The organism is Streptomyces sp. NPDC002734 (assembly GCF_040295685.1).
In the GTDB taxonomy this organism is placed as follows: domain Bacteria; phylum Actinomycetota; class Actinomycetes; order Streptomycetales; family Streptomycetaceae; genus Streptomyces.
Genome location: NZ_JBEOVU010000037.1, coordinates 14,946 through 33,963, shown reverse-complemented (window position 1 = coordinate 33,963; position 19,018 = coordinate 14,946). Strand labels below are relative to the sequence as shown.

The 19,018-nt window shown below is 73.7% G+C and carries 20 protein-coding genes and 1 pseudogene; 14 read left to right on the top strand and 7 right to left on the bottom strand.

Annotated elements, in window-relative coordinates:
- Positions 1-86: 86 nt before the first annotated feature.
- Positions 87-1,040: a class I SAM-dependent methyltransferase gene (locus ABT026_RS26990; RefSeq protein WP_502968061.1), complete on the bottom strand. Its 954-nt coding sequence runs from the start codon at positions 1,038-1,040 to the stop codon at positions 87-89.
- 324 nt (positions 1,041-1,364) lie between these two features.
- On the opposite strand from ABT026_RS26990, the gene rpsA reads away from it, so the two are divergent.
- From rpsA to ABT026_RS26965, 5 genes are all read left to right on the top strand, one after another.
- Positions 1,365-2,864 carry a 30S ribosomal protein S1 gene (gene rpsA / locus ABT026_RS26985; protein ID WP_351117753.1) on the top strand — a complete coding sequence of 500 codons (1,500 nt, stop codon included), beginning with the start codon at positions 1,365-1,367 and terminating at the stop codon, positions 2,862-2,864.
- Between the two features lie 280 nt (positions 2,865-3,144).
- Entirely contained in the window at positions 3,145-4,761 is a 1,617-nt protein-coding gene (locus ABT026_RS26980) for a flavin monoamine oxidase family protein (protein WP_351117752.1), read from the top strand.
- 97 nt (positions 4,762-4,858) lie between these two features.
- A complete protein-coding gene (locus ABT026_RS26975; protein WP_351117751.1) occupies positions 4,859-5,800 on the top strand; it encodes a PAC2 family protein in 942 nt (313 codons plus the stop codon).
- A gap of 61 nt (positions 5,801-5,861) precedes the next feature.
- A complete protein-coding gene (gene coaE, locus ABT026_RS26970; protein ID WP_351117750.1) occupies positions 5,862-6,464 on the top strand; it encodes a dephospho-CoA kinase in 603 nt (200 codons plus the stop codon).
- A 186-nt stretch (positions 6,465-6,650) separates the two neighbouring features.
- Positions 6,651-7,049, top strand: coding sequence for a tetratricopeptide repeat protein (locus ABT026_RS26965; RefSeq protein ID WP_351117749.1), 399 nt, complete (start codon positions 6,651-6,653; stop codon positions 7,047-7,049).
- A 51-nt stretch (positions 7,050-7,100) separates the two neighbouring features.
- On the opposite strand, the gene ABT026_RS26960 is transcribed toward ABT026_RS26965, so the two are convergent.
- Together ABT026_RS26960 and ABT026_RS26955 are read right to left on the bottom strand one after the other, a co-directional pair.
- The gene (locus ABT026_RS26960) at positions 7,101-7,358 is read right to left on the bottom strand and encodes a DUF6343 family protein (RefSeq protein WP_351117748.1); all 258 of its coding nucleotides are present in this window, start codon (positions 7,356-7,358) and stop codon (positions 7,101-7,103) included.
- A 173-nt stretch (positions 7,359-7,531) separates the two neighbouring features.
- A complete protein-coding gene (locus ABT026_RS26955) occupies positions 7,532-7,939 on the bottom strand; it encodes an RNA-binding S4 domain-containing protein (RefSeq protein WP_351117747.1) in 408 nt (135 codons plus the stop codon).
- Positions 7,940-8,079: 140 nt separating this feature from the next.
- Between ABT026_RS26955 and ABT026_RS26950 the strand changes: the two genes are divergently transcribed.
- Both ABT026_RS26950 and ABT026_RS26945 read left to right on the top strand, forming a co-directional pair.
- Positions 8,080-9,606, top strand: a complete 1,527-nt coding sequence (locus tag ABT026_RS26950) for a YfcC family protein (protein ID WP_351117746.1) — start codon at positions 8,080-8,082, stop codon at positions 9,604-9,606.
- A gap of 27 nt (positions 9,607-9,633) precedes the next feature.
- Positions 9,634-10,389, top strand: coding sequence for a uracil-DNA glycosylase (locus tag ABT026_RS26945; protein ID WP_351117745.1), 756 nt, complete (start codon positions 9,634-9,636; stop codon positions 10,387-10,389).
- Here the strand turns inward: ABT026_RS26945 and ABT026_RS26940 are convergent.
- Both ABT026_RS26940 and ABT026_RS26935 read right to left on the bottom strand, forming a co-directional pair.
- A complete protein-coding gene (locus ABT026_RS26940; RefSeq protein ID WP_351117790.1) occupies positions 10,371-10,835 on the bottom strand; it encodes a GNAT family N-acetyltransferase in 465 nt (154 codons plus the stop codon). The genes ABT026_RS26945 and ABT026_RS26940 overlap by 19 nt on opposite strands.
- Positions 10,836-10,892: 57 nt before the next feature.
- A pseudogene (locus ABT026_RS26935) lies at positions 10,893-11,225 on the bottom strand (RidA family protein); the annotation flags it as partial.
- Positions 11,226-11,454: 229 nt separating this feature from the next.
- Here ABT026_RS26935 and ABT026_RS26930 point away from each other — a divergent pair.
- Both ABT026_RS26930 and ABT026_RS26925 read left to right on the top strand, forming a co-directional pair.
- Positions 11,455-13,323: an FUSC family protein gene (locus ABT026_RS26930; protein ID WP_351117744.1), complete on the top strand. Its 1,869-nt coding sequence runs from the start codon at positions 11,455-11,457 to the stop codon at positions 13,321-13,323.
- A gap of 97 nt (positions 13,324-13,420) precedes the next feature.
- Positions 13,421-14,092 carry a DUF899 family protein gene (locus ABT026_RS26925; protein ID WP_351117743.1) on the top strand — a complete coding sequence of 224 codons (672 nt, stop codon included), beginning with the start codon at positions 13,421-13,423 and terminating at the stop codon, positions 14,090-14,092.
- Here ABT026_RS26925 and ABT026_RS26920 read toward each other — a convergent pair.
- Complete coding sequence (locus ABT026_RS26920; RefSeq protein ID WP_351117742.1) at positions 14,082-14,528, bottom strand: hypothetical protein; 447 nt, start codon at positions 14,526-14,528, stop codon at positions 14,082-14,084. The genes ABT026_RS26925 and ABT026_RS26920 overlap by 11 nt on opposite strands.
- Positions 14,519-15,094 (bottom strand): ATP-binding protein, encoded by a 576-nt coding sequence (locus ABT026_RS26915; protein WP_351117741.1) that lies wholly within the window; start codon positions 15,092-15,094, stop codon positions 14,519-14,521. The genes ABT026_RS26920 and ABT026_RS26915 overlap by 10 nt, the downstream gene beginning before the upstream one ends.
- A 230-nt stretch (positions 15,095-15,324) precedes the next feature.
- Here ABT026_RS26915 and ABT026_RS26910 point away from each other — a divergent pair, with 230 nt between their 5' ends.
- The 5 genes from ABT026_RS26910 (at position 15,325) to ABT026_RS26890 (ending at position 18,939) form a co-directional block, all read left to right on the top strand.
- Complete coding sequence (locus ABT026_RS26910; RefSeq protein WP_351117740.1) at positions 15,325-16,188, top strand: Sco1979 family transcriptional regulator; 864 nt, start codon at positions 15,325-15,327, stop codon at positions 16,186-16,188.
- Positions 16,185-16,421, top strand: a complete 237-nt coding sequence (locus tag ABT026_RS26905) for a DUF397 domain-containing protein (RefSeq protein ID WP_108953941.1) — start codon at positions 16,185-16,187, stop codon at positions 16,419-16,421. The genes ABT026_RS26910 and ABT026_RS26905 overlap by 4 nt, the downstream gene beginning before the upstream one ends.
- 138 nt (positions 16,422-16,559) lie before the next feature.
- A complete protein-coding gene (locus ABT026_RS26900; RefSeq protein ID WP_351117739.1) occupies positions 16,560-17,375 on the top strand; it encodes an SAM-dependent methyltransferase in 816 nt (271 codons plus the stop codon).
- 73 nt (positions 17,376-17,448) lie between these two features.
- A complete protein-coding gene (locus ABT026_RS26895) occupies positions 17,449-18,081 on the top strand; it encodes a nucleoside/nucleotide kinase family protein (protein ID WP_351117738.1) in 633 nt (210 codons plus the stop codon).
- Positions 18,082-18,111: 30 nt separating this feature from the next.
- Complete coding sequence (locus ABT026_RS26890; RefSeq protein ID WP_351117737.1) at positions 18,112-18,939, top strand: methyltransferase domain-containing protein; 828 nt, start codon at positions 18,112-18,114, stop codon at positions 18,937-18,939.
- The last annotated feature ends 79 nt before the right edge of the window (positions 18,940-19,018 follow it).

The following is a 19,018-nucleotide window of genomic DNA, read 5'->3' as shown; positions in this document are numbered from 1 at the left end:
CGGCCCCCAGGAGCAGAGGCAGAGGCAGGGGCAGGTGCGCGGACGGGCCGCGGACGGGGGCCCGTCCGCGGCCGCCGGACGTCAGGTCAGTCCCGGTCGCAGACGAACACTGCGGTGCCGGGGATGAGGGCCCCGCGCAGCGGCGACCAGCCGCCCCAGTCGGCGTCGTTCCACACCGGCCACTCCGGCTCGACCAGGTCGGTCAGCCTGAACCCGGCGCCCACCACGTCGCGCACCCGGTCGCCGAGCGTGCGGTGGTGCTCCACGTAGACGGCCCGCCCCTGCTCGTCCTGCTCCACATAAGGGGTGCGGTCGAAGTAGGAGGACGCCACACTCAGCCCCTCCGGCCCGGGCTCGTCGGGGAAGGCCCAGCGGATCGGGTGGGTGACCGAGAAGACGAACCGCCCGCCGGGTCGCAGCACCCGCCGCACCTCGCGCAGCACCAGGCCGGGGTCGGCGACGAACGGGATCGCGCCGTAGGCCGAGCAGGCCAGGTCGAAGGAGCCGTCGGCGAAGGGCAGGACCGAGGCGTCCGCCTCCACCAACGGGAACGCCGCGCCGATCCGCAGGGCGTGCTGGAGCTGGCGGTGCGAGAGGTCCAGGGCGACCGGCCGGGCGCCCTGCGCGGCCAGCCAGCGCGAGCACTGGGCGGCGCCGGCGCCGATCTCCAGGACGTCGCGTCCGGCCAGCGCCTCCGCGGGGCCGAGCAGACGGGCATCCTCCTCGTCGAGCCCCTCCGGGCCCCAGACGAAGCGGTCGTCACCGAGGAAGACGCCGTGCTCGCTCTGGTACTCGTCGGCGTTGCGGTCCCACCAGCCGCGGCTGGCCCTGGCGCTCTCGGCGGCCGAGGTGTCACGCCGCGTCGCCTCGGCGTCCTCGGCGTCCTGCGCGCCGTGGCTCCCGGCCGCCCCCGCCGCCCCGCCCGGAGGTCCGGCCGCCCCGGTCACCTGAAAACCGCTGGACTCTTGGATGACCGGCTCCTCACCGCTAATGTTCGAACCGTCCGCGCGATGTCCGCGCCGGCTCCAGGAGTCCTTCACAGACGCCTGCCGGTGGGTGTCGCGCGCTCGCGGCGGCGACCTCGCACGACGGAATTTCTGCCGGGATTGTGGCATTTCGCCCGTGGTGCGCGCTTCGCGCATTGACCCTGCCCGGCTGCCCCCGTATGCTACAAGTTGCGCTGCGGGCCTGCGCACCTCAGACGTAGCAGGTCGCGCTCGCATCTGTTGTATGTCCCCTCGGTTCTCGAGGCGCTGCTTGAAAAAGTGGCGCTTACTTGGCTGTCCGGCTTCTGCAGAGCGAAACGGGCTCCCGGCGTAAGCAGTACCTACGACTTCAATGTCCGTACCGGAGCCCTTTCCCACATGACGAGCAGCACCGAGACCACCGCCACCACGCCGCAGGTAGCGGTCAACGACATCGGTAACGAGGAAGCCTTCCTCGCCGCGATCGACGAAACGATCAAGTACTTCAACGACGGCGACATCGTCGACGGCGTCATCGTGAAGGTCGACCGGGACGAGGTCCTGCTCGACATCGGTTACAAGACCGAAGGTGTCATCCCGAGCCGCGAGCTTTCGATCAAGCACGACGTCGACCCGAACGAGGTCGTCAAGGTCGGCGACGAGATCGAGGCCCTGGTCCTTCAGAAGGAGGACAAGGAAGGCCGCCTGATCCTCTCGAAGAAGCGCGCCCAGTACGAGCGCGCCTGGGGCACCATCGAGAAGATCAAGGAAGAGGACGGGATCGTCACCGGTACCGTCATCGAGGTCGTCAAGGGTGGTCTCATCCTCGACATCGGTCTCCGTGGCTTCCTCCCGGCCTCCCTGGTCGAGATGCGCCGTGTCCGCGACCTCCAGCCCTACGTGGGCAAGGAGCTCGAGGCCAAGATCATCGAGCTGGACAAGAACCGCAACAACGTGGTCCTGTCCCGCCGTGCCTGGCTCGAGCAGACCCAGTCCGAGGTCCGCCAGACCTTCCTCACGACCCTGCAGAAGGGTCAGGTCCGCTCCGGCGTGGTCTCCTCGATCGTCAACTTCGGTGCCTTCGTGGACCTGGGTGGCGTCGACGGTCTGGTCCACGTCTCCGAGCTGTCCTGGAAGCACATCGACCACCCCTCCGAGGTTGTCGAGGTCGGCCAGGAGGTCACCGTCGAGGTTCTCGACGTCGACATGGACCGCGAGCGTGTCTCCCTGTCGCTGAAGGCGACGCAGGAGGACCCGTGGCAGCAGTTCGCCCGGACGCACCAGATCGGTCAGGTCGTCCCGGGTAAGGTCACCAAGCTGGTTCCGTTCGGTGCGTTCGTCCGCGTGGACGAGGGCATCGAGGGTCTGGTCCACATCTCCGAGCTGGCCGAGCGCCACGTGGAGATCCCGGAGCAGGTCGTCCAGGTCAACGACGAGATCTTCGTCAAGGTCATCGACATCGACCTCGAGCGTCGTCGCATCAGCCTCTCGCTGAAGCAGGCCAACGAGGCCTTCGGCGCCGACCCGTCGGCGGTCGAGTTCGACCCGACCCTGTACGGCATGGCCGCGTCGTACGACGACCAGGGCAACTACATCTACCCCGAGGGCTTCGACCCCGAGACCAACGACTGGCTCGAGGGGTACGAGAAGCAGCGCGAGGAGTGGGAGCGCCAGTACGCCGAGGCGCAGACCCGCTTCGAGCAGCACCAGGCCCAGGTCATCAAGTCCCGCGAGGCCGACGAGCAGGCCGCTGCCGAGGGTGGCGACGCCGCTCCGGCCGCGACCAGCGGTGGCGGCGGCGGTTCGTACTCCTCCGAGGGCGGCGACACCTCCGGTGCGCTGGCTTCGGACGAGGCGCTGGCCGCGCTGCGCGAGAAGCTGGCCGGCGGCCAGAGCTGAACGCGTTCCGCGTGATCTGACGCGAGCCTGAGGAAGGCCCCGTGCGCTCCCGAGAGGGAGCGGGCGGGGCCTTTCCCGTTGCCCGGGGCGTGGCGGCGGTCGGCCGGCAGCCAGTAGCCAGCAGCTGGCGGTCGGCAGGCAGCCGGCGGCCGACCGATCATTGGCATGTACTTGTAACGCACAGAAACGTGTGCGATACACCTGAATCCCCGGGCGCGTAACACACCGCTGTGAGGATCCCTCTCGGTTGCTCAAGATCACTACCGAGAGGGGTCCCGCCATGGCACACGTTCAGCCGGGTACCGGCACCAGCCGCCGCAGCTTCCTGAGAGCCGTGGGCGTCACCGGTGGCGCCGGGGCGATGTTCGCGACCATGGGCGCGCTCGGCCTCGCCCCCACCGCGGCCTACGCGGCCGAGAAGGAAGCTCCCTTCCGGGCTCCCAGCAGGGGCGACTTCACCCTTCAGGGCCGCTCCGGCAAACCCGCCAGGGTGGTGGTGGTCGGCGGCGGCATCGCCGGTCTCACCTCGGCCTACGAGCTCGGCAAGGCCGGGTACGACTGCGTCGTCCTGGAGGCCCGCGACCGGGTCGGCGGACGCAATCTCACCATCCGCGGCGGCGACAGCGTCACCGACCTCGACGGCGTCACCCAGACCGCGCGCTTCAGCAAGGGCCAGTACATGAACGCGGGCCCCGGCCGGCTCGCCCAGTGGATGAACACCCTCGACTACTGCCGCGAGCTCGGCGTGGAGATCGAGGTCTTCACCAACAGCAACGCCAGCGCCCTGATCTACAACGAACGCAACGGCATGACCGGCCCGGTCCGCTACCGCACCGCCAAGGCCGACGTCTACGGCTACGTCTCCGAACTGCTGGCCAAGGCGACCAACGCCGGGGCGCTGGACGGGGAGCTGACCGCCGACGACAAGGAGCGGCTGCTCGGCTTCCTGCGCAGCCACGGCGCCCTCGGTGGCGACTACCGGTACACGGGCACCGAGCACCGCGGCATGAGCGTCGACCCCGGGGCGGCCGGACAGCCCGGCGAGGTCCTCGGCGACGTGCCCGCCCTCACCGACGTCCTCGCCTCGAACGTCGGCCGCTACTTCTCCTTCGAGTTCGGCTACGACCAGGCCATGCTGATGTTCCAGCCCGTCGGCGGGATGGACGCGATACCCAGGGCCTTCGCGCGGGCCGTCGGACAGCATCGGATCCGCACCGGCGCCGTCGTGACCGGCGTCCACAACACCTCCGAGGGGGTGGAGGTCACCTACACCCGCTCCGGCCGCGCCGAGGTGGTCAAGGCGGACTACTGCATCGCCACTCTCGCCCCCTGGATCCTCGCCCGGACCCCGCACAACCTCGGCACCCCCGTGCAGAGCGCCCTGCAGGCGGTGAAGGCGTCCTCGGCGGCGAAGATCGGACTGGAGTACCGCAGCCGCTGGTGGGAGAAGGATCTCAAGATCTTCGGCGGCATCACCGAGACCGACCTCGACCTCAGCCACATCTGGTACCCGTCCTACGGACACCTGGGCGAGCGGGGCCTGGTCATCGGTTACTACAACACCGGCGCCAACGCGGACGCCTACTCGGCCCTCACCCCCGCCCTGCGTCTGGAGAGGGCGCTCGCCCAGGGGGTGAAGATCCACGGGGAGAAGTACCGCACCGAGCTGGCCTCGTCCTTCTCCCACCAGTGGAAGCTGATCCCGCACATCGAAGGCGCCTGGCACTCGATGCCGGGCGGCCCGGACGCGCCGGCGTTCGCCCCGCTCAACCAGGCACAGGGCAACGTCTACTTCGCCGGCGACCACCTCAGCCACCTCGACGCCTGGCAGCACGGAGCCATCTCGTCGGCCCGCAAGGTCGTCACCGCACTCCACCGGCGCGTGCTGGCTTCGTGACGAGTTCGCCCGTTCGGCGGGTCCTCGCTCCGGGGGCGCGGGAATGTCCGCGCCTCCGGGCACGTTCTGTGATCAAGGAACGACGGGAGGACCCACAGTGCTTGATCCGCAGGGTTTGTACGCATGGGAGCCGAGTGGTCTGGCCGTGGCCGAGATGGCGCTCGCGCAGGAGTCGGCCGGGCTGGTCATGCTCTACCACTTCGACGGATACATCGACGCGGGTGACGCCGGCGATCTGATCGTCGACCGTCTGCTCGACTCGCTGCCCCACCAGCTCGTCGCGAAGTTCGACCACGACCGGCTCGTGGACTACCGCGCCCGCCGCCCGCTGCTGACCTTCGACCGGGACCACTGGTCCGGCTACGAGGAGCCGAAGCTGGAGCTGCGACTCCTCCAGGACGCCACCGGAGCGCCCTTCCTGCTGCTGTCCGGCCCGGAGCCGGACGTCGAGTGGGAGCGGTTCGCCGCGGCCGTCCGCGACATCGTCGAACGGCTCCAGGTGCGGCTCAGCGTCAACTTCCACGGCATCCCCATGGGCGTCCCGCACACCCGCCCGGTCGGCCTCACGCCGCACGGCAACCGCTCCGACCTGGTGCCCGGGCAGCGCAGCCCGTTCGAGGAGGCCCAGGTGCCGGGCAGCGCCGAGGCGCTGGTCGAGTACCGGCTGACCCAGGCCGGGCACGACACGCTGGGCGTCGCCGCCCACGTCCCGCACTACATCGCCCGCTCCCGCTACCCGGACGCCGCCCTCACCGCGCTGGAGGCGATCACCTCCGCCACCGGCCTGGTCCTGCCCGCCGTCGCGCACTCGCTGCGCACCGACGCGCAGCGCACCCAGACCGAGATCGAGCGGCAGATCCGCGAGGGCGACGAGGAACTGGTCGCCCTGGTCCAGGGACTCGAGCACCAGTACGACGCGGCGGCGGGCGCGGAGACCCGCGGCAACCTGCTCGCCGACCCGGCCGACCTGCCCTCCGCGGAGGAGCTCGGGCGGGAGTTCGAGCGGTTCCTGGCCGAGCGCGAGGGCGGCGAAGGCTGACCCGCGCCGCCCGGCCGGGCCCCTGTTCGCCCGACCGGCGCCGCGCACTAGGCTGCCGCCCATGCTGAATGTGGGGCTGACCGGCGGAATCGGCGCCGGCAAGAGCGAGGTGTCCCGGCTGCTCGTGGCGCACGGGGCGGTGCTGATCGACGCGGACCGCATCGCCCGGGAGGTCGTCGAGCCGGGCACGCCGGGGCTGGCCGCCGTGGTGGAGGCCTTCGGCCCCGAGGTGCTGGCCGCCGACGGGAGTCTGGACCGTCCCCGGCTCGGCGCGATCGTCTTCGCCGACCCGGAGAGGCGGGGCGTTCTCAACTCGATCGTCCACCCGCTGGTGGGCGAGCGGAGCCGCGAACTGGAGGCGGCGGCCCCGGCCGACGCCGTCGTGGTGCACGACGTGCCGCTGCTGACCGAGAACGGGCTGGCGCCGCTGTACGACCTGGTCGTGGTGGTGGACGTCGGCCCCGAAACCCAGCTGGAGCGGCTGACCGGACTGCGCGGCATGAGCGAGGAGGACGCCCGCGCCAGGATGGCGGCGCAGGCGACCCGCGAGCAGCGGCTGGAGATCGCGGACATCGTGATCGACAACGACGTCTCCCTGCCGGAGCTGGAGCGCCGGGTCGCCGAGGTCTGGCAGGAACTGCGAGGCCGCGCCCGCCCGGCGTGACGGTCACGGCGCGAGGCCGGGTCTCGGGGTGACGTCACCGCCGGAGGCGCCGGTCACCGCCGACGGCGGCGGCGTGGTGGCGGGCACGGCCGGGGCGTGGCCGGGCGCGGGGGAACAGCCGAGGTCCTCGGGGCGTTGAAGGCGTTCACCGAGGGAAGGCTGCTCACCGAGAGAAGGAGGGCAGACGTGCCCGACACCAGTGGCGCGTCCGGGAACACCCCGGAGACGCATGTCATCGACTTCCGGGCCGCCGAGCAACTGCTGGCCGCCCGCGATCCGCGCGGCGCGGTGAAGCTGCTCGACGCGGTGATCGCCGCGCACCCGGAGAACACCGCGGCCCGGCTGCTGCGGGCCCGGGCGTTCTTCGCCGCCGCGCAGCTGCGGCCTGCCGAGCTGGAGTTCACCGTCGTGCTGGAGCGGGAGCCGGACAACGCCTACGCGCACTTCGCGCTCGGGCGGACCTACGAGCGGCAGGGCCGGGACGACCAGGCCCGGCGGCACTTCCGGCTGGCCGCGGCCCTGGACCCGCGGCCCGACTTCGTGCGCGCGGCCCGCTTCGATCCGCCCGCGGGTTCCGGAAGCTGACCAGCCGCGCGGCCGCGCGGCCTCGCGCCGCACGCTGCCACCGCGGACGCGTCACTCCGGGTGGTGGTACGGCGGGATGTCCGGCCCCGGCTGGTAGTGCGGGCCCTGACGGATGTGGCGGACCACGACCGCCAGGTCGAACAGGACCACCAGCAGGGCCGCCCCGCACACCAGCGCCCAGCGGGGGTGACCGGTGAAGGCGAACACCGCGATGCCGAACACCGAGGCGGCCACGCCCCACAGGCTCAGCCACAGCCGCAGGCGCAGGGCGCTGCGGGCGTGCCTCGGCTCGTCTCCCGAACGGCGCATGCTGCATCACTCTCCCTGACGGACGACCCGGCGGTCACCGCGGGACGAACGACCCCCGGCGGTCACCGCGGGACGACGGACGACCCCGGCGGCCACCCCGGGACGACGAACGACCCTGCGTCCGCCCCGGGACGACGGGCGACCCGCCGACGGACCGGCCCCGACGCGCCCCGTCAGCCGCGCGGTTCGGCGGCTGCCGCCGCCCGGCGGGAGGCCTCGAGCCCGCGCAGCCGGTCCATCTCGCGGCGGTCCCGCTTGGTGGGCCGGCCCGTGCCGCGGTCACGGATCCCGGCCGGGGCCACCGCCTCACGCGGCGGGGGCGGCGGGCTGTTGTCCACGTAGCAGTCGACGGCGACGGGCGCGCCGACCCGCTTGCGGATCAGCTGCTTGACCACGGCGACCCGCTCCCGGCCCTCCTGCCGGATCCGGACCTCGTCGCCGGTCTTCAGCGCGTGGGCGGGCTTGACCCGCTCGCCGTTCACCCGGACGTGCCCGCCCCGGCAGGCCGCGGCCGCCAGGGAGCGGGTCTTGACCAGCCGCACGGACCAGATCCAGACGTCCACCCGAACGCTCTCACTCATGCCGTCGACTCTACTGCGCGCGGCCCGGCCGGCGGGGTGGTCCGGCGCCGCCCGCTGATCGGCCCACCCGGCGTGCGACGCGAGAGCGACCGTCCCACGCTGGGTGGACGCGGGCGACGCCAGAGGGGAGCAGCCGGGCCATGAGCAGTGCCGAACCGCCGGACCCGGCCGCCGGCCGACGGCCCGGGCGCGGGGGCTTCGTCTTCCCGAGCGCGCTGACCGTGCTCGTGCTGGTCACCCTGGCGGTCTGGCTGCTGGCGTTCCTCATCCCCTCCGGCGCCTACGACCGCGACCGCGACGGCGCGCCGGTGCAGGGCACCTACCACCGCGTCGACGCGGAGCTCAGCTTCCTCGACCGGCTGAACGACCTGTTCCTCGCGCCGGTCAACGGCCTGTACGGCATCCGCGGCGAGGACGGCGCGGTCGCCCCGGACCTGACGGGGGAGCTGTACGGCGCGGCCGGCGTCTTCCTCTACGTCCTGGCGATCGGCGCGTTCATCACCATGGTGTTCGCGACCGGGGCCCTCAACCACGGCATCGAGCGGCTGGCCCACCGGCTGCGGAACCGCAGTGCGCTGCTGATCGTGGCGATCATGCTGGTCTTCGCGGTGCTGGGCACGGTGTCCGGGTTCGCGGAGGAGACGCTCGGCTTCTACGGCCTGGTCGTGCCGCTGATGCTGGCGCTGGGCTACGACCGGATGACCGCGCTCGGGGTGACCGTCCTCGGCGCGGGCGTCGGCGTGCTGACGTCGACGGTGAACCCGTTCGCGACCGGGGTGGCGTCCTCGGCGGCGGACATCTCGCTGGGCGACGGGATCGTGCTGCGGTTCGTGATGTGGGTGACGCTCACCGCGGTGACCGTCACCCACGTGCTGCTCTACGCCCGCCGGGTGCGGCGCGACCCGGAGCGCTCGCTGTCCGGGTTCCGCTCCGGCGACCGGGAGCTGGCCGCCGAGTCGCGGCGCGAGGTGCCGCCGCTGGCCGGTGTGGAACGGGCCGTGCTGACCACCATGGTGCTGGTCTTCACCTTCATGATCTTCGCGGTGGTGCCGTGGTCCGCGGCGCTGACCGGCGACGCCGACGCCGAGCCCTACGGTTTCGAACTCGGCTGGTACTTCCCGCAGCTGGCCGCCATGTTCCTGGTGGCCGCGGTGCTGGTGGGCATGATCGCCAGGATGGGGGAGCAGCGGGTCAGCGAGACGGTGGTGCGGGGCGCGGCGGACTTCATCGCGCCCGCCCTCGTGGTGGTGCTGGCCCGCGGGGTCACGGTGATCATGAACAACTCGATGATCACCGACACCGTGCTGCACGGGGTGGAAGGGGCGGTGAAGGGGACCTCGTCGGGGATCTTCGCGATCCTGGTGTTCGTGGTGAACCTGCCGCTGGCGTTCCTGATCCCCTCCACCTCCGGGCACGCCACGCTGGCCATGCCGATCATCGCGCCGCTGGCCGACTTCGCCGGTGTCCCGCGGGCGGTGGCCGTCACCGCGTGGCAGGCGTCCAGCGGAATCATGAACCTGTGGGTGCCGACGAGTGCGGTGATCATGGGCGGCTGCGCCCTGGCGAAGGTCGGCTACCACCGCTACATCCGGTTCGTGCTGCCGTTGCTGGGACTGCTGTTCGTGCTGATCTGCCTGTTCCTGGCGGTGGGCGCGACGATCACCTGACCGACCGCTCGCCTACGCTGGGACGACATGGACGACGACCTCGCCGCGCTGGACCGGCGGATCAGCGCGTGCCGGGCCTGCCCGCGGCTGGTCGCCTGGCGGGAGGAGGTCGCCCGGGTCAAGCGGGCGGCGTTCGCGGACCAGGACTACTGGGGGCGTCCGGTGCCGGGCTTCGGGCCCCCGGACGCCCGGCTCGCCGTGATCGGGCTGGCCCCCGCCGCGCACGGCGGCAACCGCACCGGCCGGATGTTCACCGGGGACCGCTCCGGTGACGTGCTGTACGCCGCGCTGCACGAGGTGGGGCTGGCCTCGCAGCCGGTCTCCACCCACCGGGGCGACGGGCTGGAGCTGTACGGGGTGCGGGTGACCGCGCCGGTGCACTGCGCCCCGCCGGAGAACAAGCCGACCCCGCTGGAGCGGGACACCTGCCGCACCTGGCTGGTCCAGGAGCTCACCCTGCTGCGGCCGACCGTGCGCGCGGTGGTGGTGCTCGGCGCGTTCGGCTGGCAGGCGGCGCTGCCCGCCCTGGCGGCGGCCGGCTGGACGGTGCCGCGGCCGCGCCCGGTGTTCTCCCACGGGACGCGGGCGCGGCTGGAGCCGACGGTGCCGGGGGCCGCCCCGCTCCAGGTGTTCGGCTGCTTCCACGTCAGCCAGCGCAACGTGTTCACCGGGAAGCTCACCCCGGCGATGCTCCGCGAGGTCCTGACCGCCGCGGCAGGTGAGGCGGGGCTCCGCCCCCGGACGGAGGGCGAAGCCCGGGACGCTCAGGGGCGCCAGGCGTAGCGGACGTCCGGTTCGCGCTCCTCGTTCGCCGCGCCGTCCGTCCGCTCGACGGCGACGAAGCCGTGCCGCTCGTAGAACCGGGCGGCCCGCTCGTTCACCTGGAACGTCCACAGCCGCAGGCCCTCGGGCCGCAGTTCCTTGGCGAGCGCCACGAAGCGGTCGCCGATCCCCCTGCCCCGCCACTCGGGAGCCAGGTACAGCTGGGCCAGCTCGGCGTCCGCGCCGGCGCCCTCCAGGACCATCACCCCGGCGGTCTCCCCGTCGACGACCGCCACGTACGTCTCCAGCGACGGCACCACCACGTGCGCGAACCACCCGCGCACCTCGTCGTCGGTGTGCGCCCGCCGCACCGTCGGCAGCGCGGCGTCGTAGGACCGGAGGTACACCTCGGCCGCCGGACCCGCGTCGGCCTCCTCGGCACGCCGGAGCACCACCTCGGGCGCCACGGCGGTCGCGGTGATCTCCACCAGCTGCCCGGGGTAGCCCAGGCAGGCCACGCCGATCAGCGTGGAGGAGTGCGGGCCGGCGGCCAGCCCCGAGGCGGTGACCACCTCCCAGACCCGGGCGAGGACGGACGGCTCGTCGCTCACCACGTGGACCTCGGTCCGCACCACGTCCGCCAGGGTGCTGCCCACCGCCGCCAACTGCCGCCGCAGGTTGGCGATCACCTGCCGGGCCTGGGCCCGCGGGTCGCCCTCCCCGACGAGCTCGCCGTCCGCGTCCAGCGGCACCGTTCCGGCGAGCAGGGCGAGCCGGGCGCCGGCCTCCACGACCGAGACGTGCGAGTAGGCGGGAGGGGCGAACAGGCCCCGGGCGGTCACGACGCGCTCGATCATGCGGTCTCCGGTGGTCTCGGTCGGGCGGACCCCGTCGCGGAGCCCGCCCGATCATGCGGGGAACGGCGCCGCGCCCGCATCCGGATTTCGGCCGCCTCCGCGTGCCGATCAAGGTGTCACGCGTCCGCAACACCGCTGTTCGCGCCTGTTCGCGGAGCCTCGGTACGGTGGACGCGTCCCGCTCGGCCGACGACGCCCGAAGACGCCCACCGCACCGACGGGAGTCTCCGTGACCGCTCGCACCCGCACCCCTCTGCCGCCGTGGCTGGCGCACGCGCTGAGCGCGCGGAGCGAACCGGTGCCGTGGGGCGCCGTGGTCCGGGGCGCCTGCGCGGCCGGCCCGTTGCTGGCGACGGCGCTGCTCGCCGGGTGGCCCTCCGCGGGCGTGACGGCGGCGCTGGGCGCCATGTTCGCCGGCATCAACGACCGCCCCGGCGGCCGCCGCGCCGCGGTCCACCGGCTGGGCACGCCCGCGGTGTGCGGTGCGGCGGGGCTGGCGTTCGGCACGGTGGCGGGGGACGCCTTCGCCGCTCTCGCGCTCACCCTGGTCCTCGCGGTGGCCGCACTCGTGGCCGGGGCGGTCAGCGCGGTCGGGCCGGTGGCCTCCGCGGCCGGCACCCAGTTCCTCGTGATGTGCGCGGTCGGGGCAGGCGCGCCGCTGCCCGCCCTGGCCTGGCAGCGGGCCGTGTGCTTCCTGCTCGGCGCGCTCTGGCTGATCGCGCTCCGGCAGGCGGCGGCCCGCCCGGCCGGACTGCGCGCCGTCACCCGCGAGCGGCGGGCCGCCGCCGTCGAACGCGCCGCCGTCGCGCAGGCGTACCGCGCGGTGGCCGCGCTGCTGGAGGCCGCCGGGACCCCGCACGCCACCGCCCGGCGCGCCGCGCTGACGGCCGCCCTCGACCAGGCGCAGGACGCCCTCGCCGGCCCCTGGTGGCGCGGCCACGCGAGCACCGCCGCCGAGAGGCGGCTGCACGCCCGGTTCGCCGCCGTGCTGCCGCTCGCCGAGGCCGCCACCGCACTCGCCTGGGCCGGTGAGACGGTGCCCCACCGCGCGGTGGAGTCGCTGCGCAGGCTGGCCGCCGCCGTCGGCGAGGCGGACCGCCCGGGCCCGCTGCCCGCCCCGGAACGCGCCAGTGCGGCGCTGCGCCGACTCGACGAGGCGCTGCTGCAGGCCGCGCTCACCTTCGACCGGGGCGACGACACCGGCCGCCCGCACACCCTGCGGCGCGGTCCCGGCGCCGCCGTGCGCACCGCGCTGGGCCCGGGCGGCCGGGAGTACGGGCTGCGGGTCGCCCTCTGCTTCGGCGCGGGCGCCGCCGTCGCCCAGGCCCTGCACCACACCCACTGGTACTGGCTGCCCGCCACCGCCGTGTTCCTGGTCAAGCCCGACCTGGGGCCGCTGGTCTCCCGGGTGCTGTGCCGGGCGGCCGGCACCGTGCTGGGCGCCGCGCTGTTCGCCGGGGCGGTGGCACTGCTGCCCCGTCCGGCCGGAGAGGTGGCCCTGGTGGTGGCCGCCGGCTCCCTCATCCCCCTCGCCACCCGCCACTTCGCGGCGCAGACCGCGGTGGTGACCGTCCTGGTGCTCGCCCTGATGGTCGCCGGAGGGGAACCGCAGGCCGCCGCGGCGCGCATCGGGGAGACGCTGCTGGCCTGCGGCATCGTGCTGCTGGTGGGACACCTTCCGGTGCCCGGCCGGGCCGGCGGCCGGGTCGGCGCGCAGCTCGCGGACGCCGCGCGGGCGGCGGACGCCTACCTCGCCCACGTCCTCGGCGAGAGCGACGCGCCCCGCACCGGCGACCACCGGGCCCAGGGCCGGACGCTGCGCCGGGAGGCCTACCGCACGCTGGCACGGGCCCGCGCCGCCGCGGCGCTGGCGGCCGCCGAACTCCCGCTGCCCGCCCACATCCGCGGCGCCGCCGGAGCCGGCCGCACCGCGGTGCTGCTGGAGGAACTGGTGGACACGGTCACCGCCTGCGCGGTCCAGCTCGACGACACCGGGCGCCTCACCGCACGCCACACCCGCCGGCTGGCCCAGCTGCTCGAGGAGCTCGCGGCAGCGCCCCGCCCCCGTCCCCGCACGGCCCTGCTCCGGGCGCCCTGAGCAGGACGCGGAAAAAACTCCGAACGGAGCGATGAGTTCTCCGGTGACGCCCGGTCAGCACTGCTGTCGACGCATCCACCGGCTCCGAGGAGGGGACGTGAGTCTTCCGCAGATCGTCACGCGGGAGGAGTGGCGTGCCGCGCGCGAGGCGCTGCGTGCCCAGGAGGAGGAACTGGACAGGGCCCGGCGCGCCCTGAACGACCGGCGGCGGCAGCTGCCGATGGTGGAGGTCGGCGACGAGTACGTCTTCGGCGGCGGGGACGGCAGGGCCACCCTCCGCGACCTCTTCGAGGGCCGTCAGCAGCTGATCGTGCACCACTTCGTGTTCCCGCCGGAGGGGGAGGACGACGGGGCCGACCGCCCCGGGAGCACCGCCCTCCTCGACCAGATCGGCCCGCTGACCCACCTGTGGACGCGGCACACCACCTTCGCCGTGGTGTCGCGCGCGCCGTTCCGGCGGATCCTGCCGTTCAAGGCACGGATGGGCTGGGCGGTGCCCTGGTACTCGTCCGCGGGCAGCCCCTTCGACGCGGACTTCGACGCCACCGTGGTGCGCGGGGGACGGCCGGTCGACCGGCCGGGGCTCAGCTGCTTCCTGCGGGACCGGGACCGCGTCCTCCACACCTACTCGGCCTTCGAGGACGGCCTGGCAGGCATCGGGTCGCTGACCGGCCTCCTCGACCTGACCGCCCTGGGGCGGCAGGAGGAGCGGGAGGAGACGCCGGGGCGCGCCCCGGCGGTCCCGGCCGTCGGGGCGGTCAGGCGGTGACCGGCGTCGACCAGGCCGGCGCCGCGCCCGTCACCTGGCACAGCGCCAGGTACAGCGGGATGGGCGGGGTGTACGGCACGGTCCCGTCGGGGGCGTGGAGCAGCTCGGGCAGGGTGCGGGGCACCTCCGGCAGCACCGCCCCGGGCACGTACCGGACCGGCTCCGGCCAGGTCATGGCGTAGTCGGAGTCGGCGGGCACGATCCACCACCACTGTGTGCCGTCGGCGTACACACAGCCCACCCGGGGCAGGTGGGGCAGGGCGCGGGCCGCCAGGTCCGCCGGGACCACGACGGCGTCGCAGCCCAGCGGAAGGCTCATGCGTTCCGGCACGGCCAGACGCCGGGCCGCCGCCGGACCGCCCGTTCGGCGAGTCATGCGTACCAGTGTGTCCATGGTCATGCTCCGGCCTCCGGCGAATCCCGCGCTCACACCCATTCGGCCCCCGTCCCCGTCCCGTCCGACCCGGGCCGGACAGCGGCCCGGCTCTCCTTCTCGCACTCGCCGTCGGCGTCGTCCTCCGGTTCGGGCGGCGCGCCCCAGCCCAGGTCCAGATGGGCCACCTCCGCCCACACCAGCATGCCCGCGTCGTGCCGCTGGGCGCCCCAGGCGCGGCACAGCGCGTCCACCAGCAGCAGGCCCCGCCCGTGTTCCCGCTCCGGGTCCGAGGGCCGCACCTGGATCTCCTCGGCGGCGCACCCCTCGTCGCGCACCGTGATCCGCAGCGCGCCGGTGACCGGCCGTACCTCACAGACCACGCCCTGCCCCCCGGTGTGCACCACAGCGTTGGTCACCAGCTCGGAGATCACCAGCAACGCCGTGTCGTAGGCGTCCCCCGCGATCCGCCAGCCGGCCAGCCCGACGCGGGCCAGGCGGCGAGCCCGGGCCGGCGTGGAGGGATGCGCGGGGAGCTGGAACCGGAACCTCCGCTCGGCGGTGGGTCCGGCCGCCGGAGACGGCTTCCCCTCGGCGGAGGCGGCACTTAAGGGTGCGGGCGGAATCACGCATGCCACTATCGCGGCGTCAAGAACACTTGGCAAGAGCCACTCTGAAAGTTGCAGAGTGCCTGGAGACTCTCTGAGTCGGCCATGGCACACTGCTTCCCGATGCCGCGGGAGGACCTCCCCACCGTCCCCAACAGCGGTTTCACCAGAACGTGTCGGACAGACGTGCGAGACAAACGGGGGTATCGCGTGGCAGCCGGTCCGGTGACCCCGCCGCCAGGAGGCCAGGAATGAGCGAGCCGAGATCCGCGCCCACCGTCGGACAGGTGGTGCTCGGCCGTCGCCTGCTCGATCTGCGGGAGAGCGCCGGGATGAAGCGCGAGGAGGCCGCCCGCCTCCTGCACGTCGCCCCGGCGACGGTCCGGCGCATGGAGACCGCCGAGGTCGCGCTGAAGATCCCGTACGTCCACCTGCTGCTCAAGGCGTACGGGGTGGACGACGAGGAGGCGCAGGCCTTCGTCCGGCTCGCCGAGGACGCCAACAAGCCCGGCTGGTGGCAGCGTTACCACGACATCCTGCCCGGCTGGTTCTCCCTCTACGTCAGCCTCGAGGGCGCGGCCTCGCTGATCCGCGGCTACGAACCGCACTTCGTGCCGGGCCTGCTGCAGACCGAGGACTACGCGCGGGGCGTGATCCGGGCCGGGGCCACCGGCCGGGAGGACCTGGAGCAGACCGAGCGGCTGGTGGCGCTGCGGATGCGCCGCCAGCGGCTGCTCACCCGTCCCGAAGCCCCCCGGTTCTGGGTGGTGATGGACGAGACGGCGCTGCGCCGCCCGGTCGGCGGGCCCGAGGTGATGCGCGCCCAGATCGACCGGCTGCTGGAGGCCGCCGATCTCCCCCATGTGACGTTGCAGGTCGCCGAGTTCTCGGCCGGCCCGCACGCCGGGACGTACGGCCCGTTCGTGCTGTTCCGGTTCGCCGTGCCGGAACTGCCGGACATGGTCTACAGCGAGTACCTGACCGGGGCCGTCTACCTGGACGCACGTGCCGAGGTGTCGGCCCATCTACAGGTCATGGACCGCATGGCGGCGGCAGCCGCCACCGCACAACGCACCAAGGAGATCCTCCGCGATCTCCGCGAGGAGTTTGAATGACACCCATCTACAACGGGATGCCGGCCGGCCTGCTGGGGAGCGAGGGCTGGCGCAAGCCCTGGAGCGGCCCCAACGGGGGCAACTGTCTGGAGGCGATGAAGCTCGCCGACGGCCGGGTCGCGCTGCGGCAGTCGACCGACCCGGAGGGCCCCGCGCTGATATACACCAGCGCCGAGATGACCGCCTTCATCGAGGGCGCCAAGGCGGGTGAGGCCGACTTCCTCCTCTCCTGACGACCGGTGCGCCGTCAAGACGCCGCTGCCGGGCGGCGATCGACGGGCCGGTGTTTGTGCCTGCACTCAACTTGCTTATATTTGCGTTTACTTGATTCTGCTGTTGCTCAACGTTGCCGCACCGAACAGGAGTCGACGATGTCCGGACAGGGGACCGGCGGCGACGCCGCGGGGATCGACACCACCCGGCCGCATCCCGCGCGGATGTACGACTGGTTCCTCGGCGGCAAGGACAACTACCCCGTGGACGAGGCCATGGGCCGCCGGCTGCTGGCCGTCGAGCCCAACGTCCCGGTGATGGCCAAGGTCAACCGGGCCTTCATGCAGCGCTCCGCCCGCTGGCTGGCCCAGCAGGGCGTCCGCCAGTTCCTCGACGTCGGCACCGGCATCCCCACCGAGCCCAACCTGCACCAGATCGTGCAGGGCGTCGCCCCCGAGTGCCGGGTCGTCTACTGCGACAACGACCCGATCGTGCTCGCCCACGCCGAGGCCCTGCTGTGGGGCACCCCCGAGGGCGCCATCGACTACGTGCAGGCCGACGCCCTGCGGACCGACCTCATCCTGGAGCGGGCCGGCAAGATCCTGGACCTCGACCGGCCGGTCGCCGTCTCGCTGATCGCCCTGCTGCACTTCGTCAAGGACGAGGACGGCGCCTACGAACTGGTGGAGAGGCTGGTCGCGGCCCTGGCACCGGGCAGTTACCTGGTGATCTCGCACGCCACCGCCGACGCCGACCCGGAAGCGGCCGCCCAGGCGGACGCGATGTACCGCAGCAGCGCCATGAAGCTGGCGCTGCGCAGCCGCGAGGAGTTCACCCGCTTCTTCGACGGCCTGGAGCTCGTCGAGCCGGGCGTGGTGACCCCCGAGGTCTGGCACCCCGAGCTCGGCGAGCCGGTCCCCGGGCAGGAGGACATCGTCGTCCCCGGCTACGCCGCCGTCGCCCGCAAGGTCTGACCGCACCGGGGAACCCGCTAGGCCTGACCGCACCGGGAACGGGGGGCGCGCGGCCCCCCGTTACGGTGGGGGAGTGCGACTCGAAGCGATCACCTGGGAACGCCTCGCCGACCGTCTCGCGGACCGCCTCCTCGACCTGCGGCCCGCCGACGGCTCGCCCTGGCCCCGGGTGGCGTTCGACGGAGCGCCGGCCGCCCGCCCCGGCGAACTCGCCGCCCGCGTCGCCGAGGCGCTGCGCCCGCGCGGCCGCGCCGCCGTGGTGGTCGGCGCCGAAGGGTTCCTGCGGCCCGCCTCGCTGCGCTACGAGTACGGCCACAGGGACGTGGACTCCTACTACGACGGCTGGTTCGACACCGGCGCCCTCTGGCGCGAGGTCCTCGGGCCCCTGTACCCCGGCGGCGAGGGGCGCGTGCTGCCCGACCTGTGGGACCCCGTCACCGACCGGGCCACCCGCAGTCCCGCCGTCGCCCTGCCGCCCGGCTCGCCGCTCCTGCTGCACGGCCCGTTCCTGCTCAAGGAGGGGTTCCCCTTCGATCTCACCGTCCACCTGGCCCTCTCCGCCGGCGCGCTGCGCCGCCGGACCGGCGAGGAGGAGCATTGGACCCTCCCGGCGTACGAGCGCTACGACCGCGAGACGGGGCCCGCGCAGGCGGCCGACGTCCTGGTGCGGGCCGACGACCCGCGCCACCCGGCGTGGAACGGCTGACCGAACCGGGCGAACTGGGATGATTCCGGCATGACGACACTCGACGGTTTCCAGACCGACGACCGGACGGACCGGACCCCCGAACCGCACGACAGCCGCCTGCGGGAGGTGGCCGCCGCCCGCCAGGAGGCGCTCGCCGCCCTCTTCGACCCCGTGACCTGCCGCCACCTGGAGGAGCTGGGCGTGGGTCCCGGCTGGCGCTGCTGGGAGGTCGGCGCCGGAGGGGCGACCGTGGCGGCCTGGCTGGCCAAGAGGGCCGGTCCGACCGGGAAGGTCGTCCTCACCGACACCGACGCCTCCCGGGCCGAGGCCGCCGCCCGGCCGGTGGAGAGCCGCGTGCACCGCCTGGGCCGTGACGAGCCGCCCGGCGAGGGCTTCGACCTGGTGCACGCGCGGCTGACGCTGGCCGGGACGCCGGACCCGGACCGCGCGCTGCGGACGATGATCCGGGCCCTGCGGCCGGGCGGACGGCTGCTGGTGGAGGAGGCCGACCTGGAGCTGCAGCCGCTGCTGTGCCCCGAGGAGTCCGGCGCCGAGCAGCAGCTGGGCAACCGGCTGCGCCTCGGGCTGCGGCACCAGCTCGCCCGGCACGGGGTGGACCTCGCCCACGGCCGCCGCCTGCCCCGACTGCTGCGCGAGGCGGGGCTGCTGCGGGTGGAGGCCGACGTGTACGTCCCGCTCGCCTCCGAGGCGTGCGGGCGGCTGGAGACGGCCACCGTCGCGCAGCACCGGGCGACGCTCACCGCGGCGGGCGTCGCCACGGACGAGGAGATCGACCGCCACCTCGCGCACGTCGCCGCCGGCGGCATGGACCTCGCCGCCACCCCCCTCGTCTCCGTCCGGGGCCGCCGCCCCTGACGCCGGCCCGCGCGGCCCGCGCGGCCCGGCGGCGCGGGCGGCCCGGCCGGTCGCGGGCGGCGGGTCCGGCGGGCGGTGT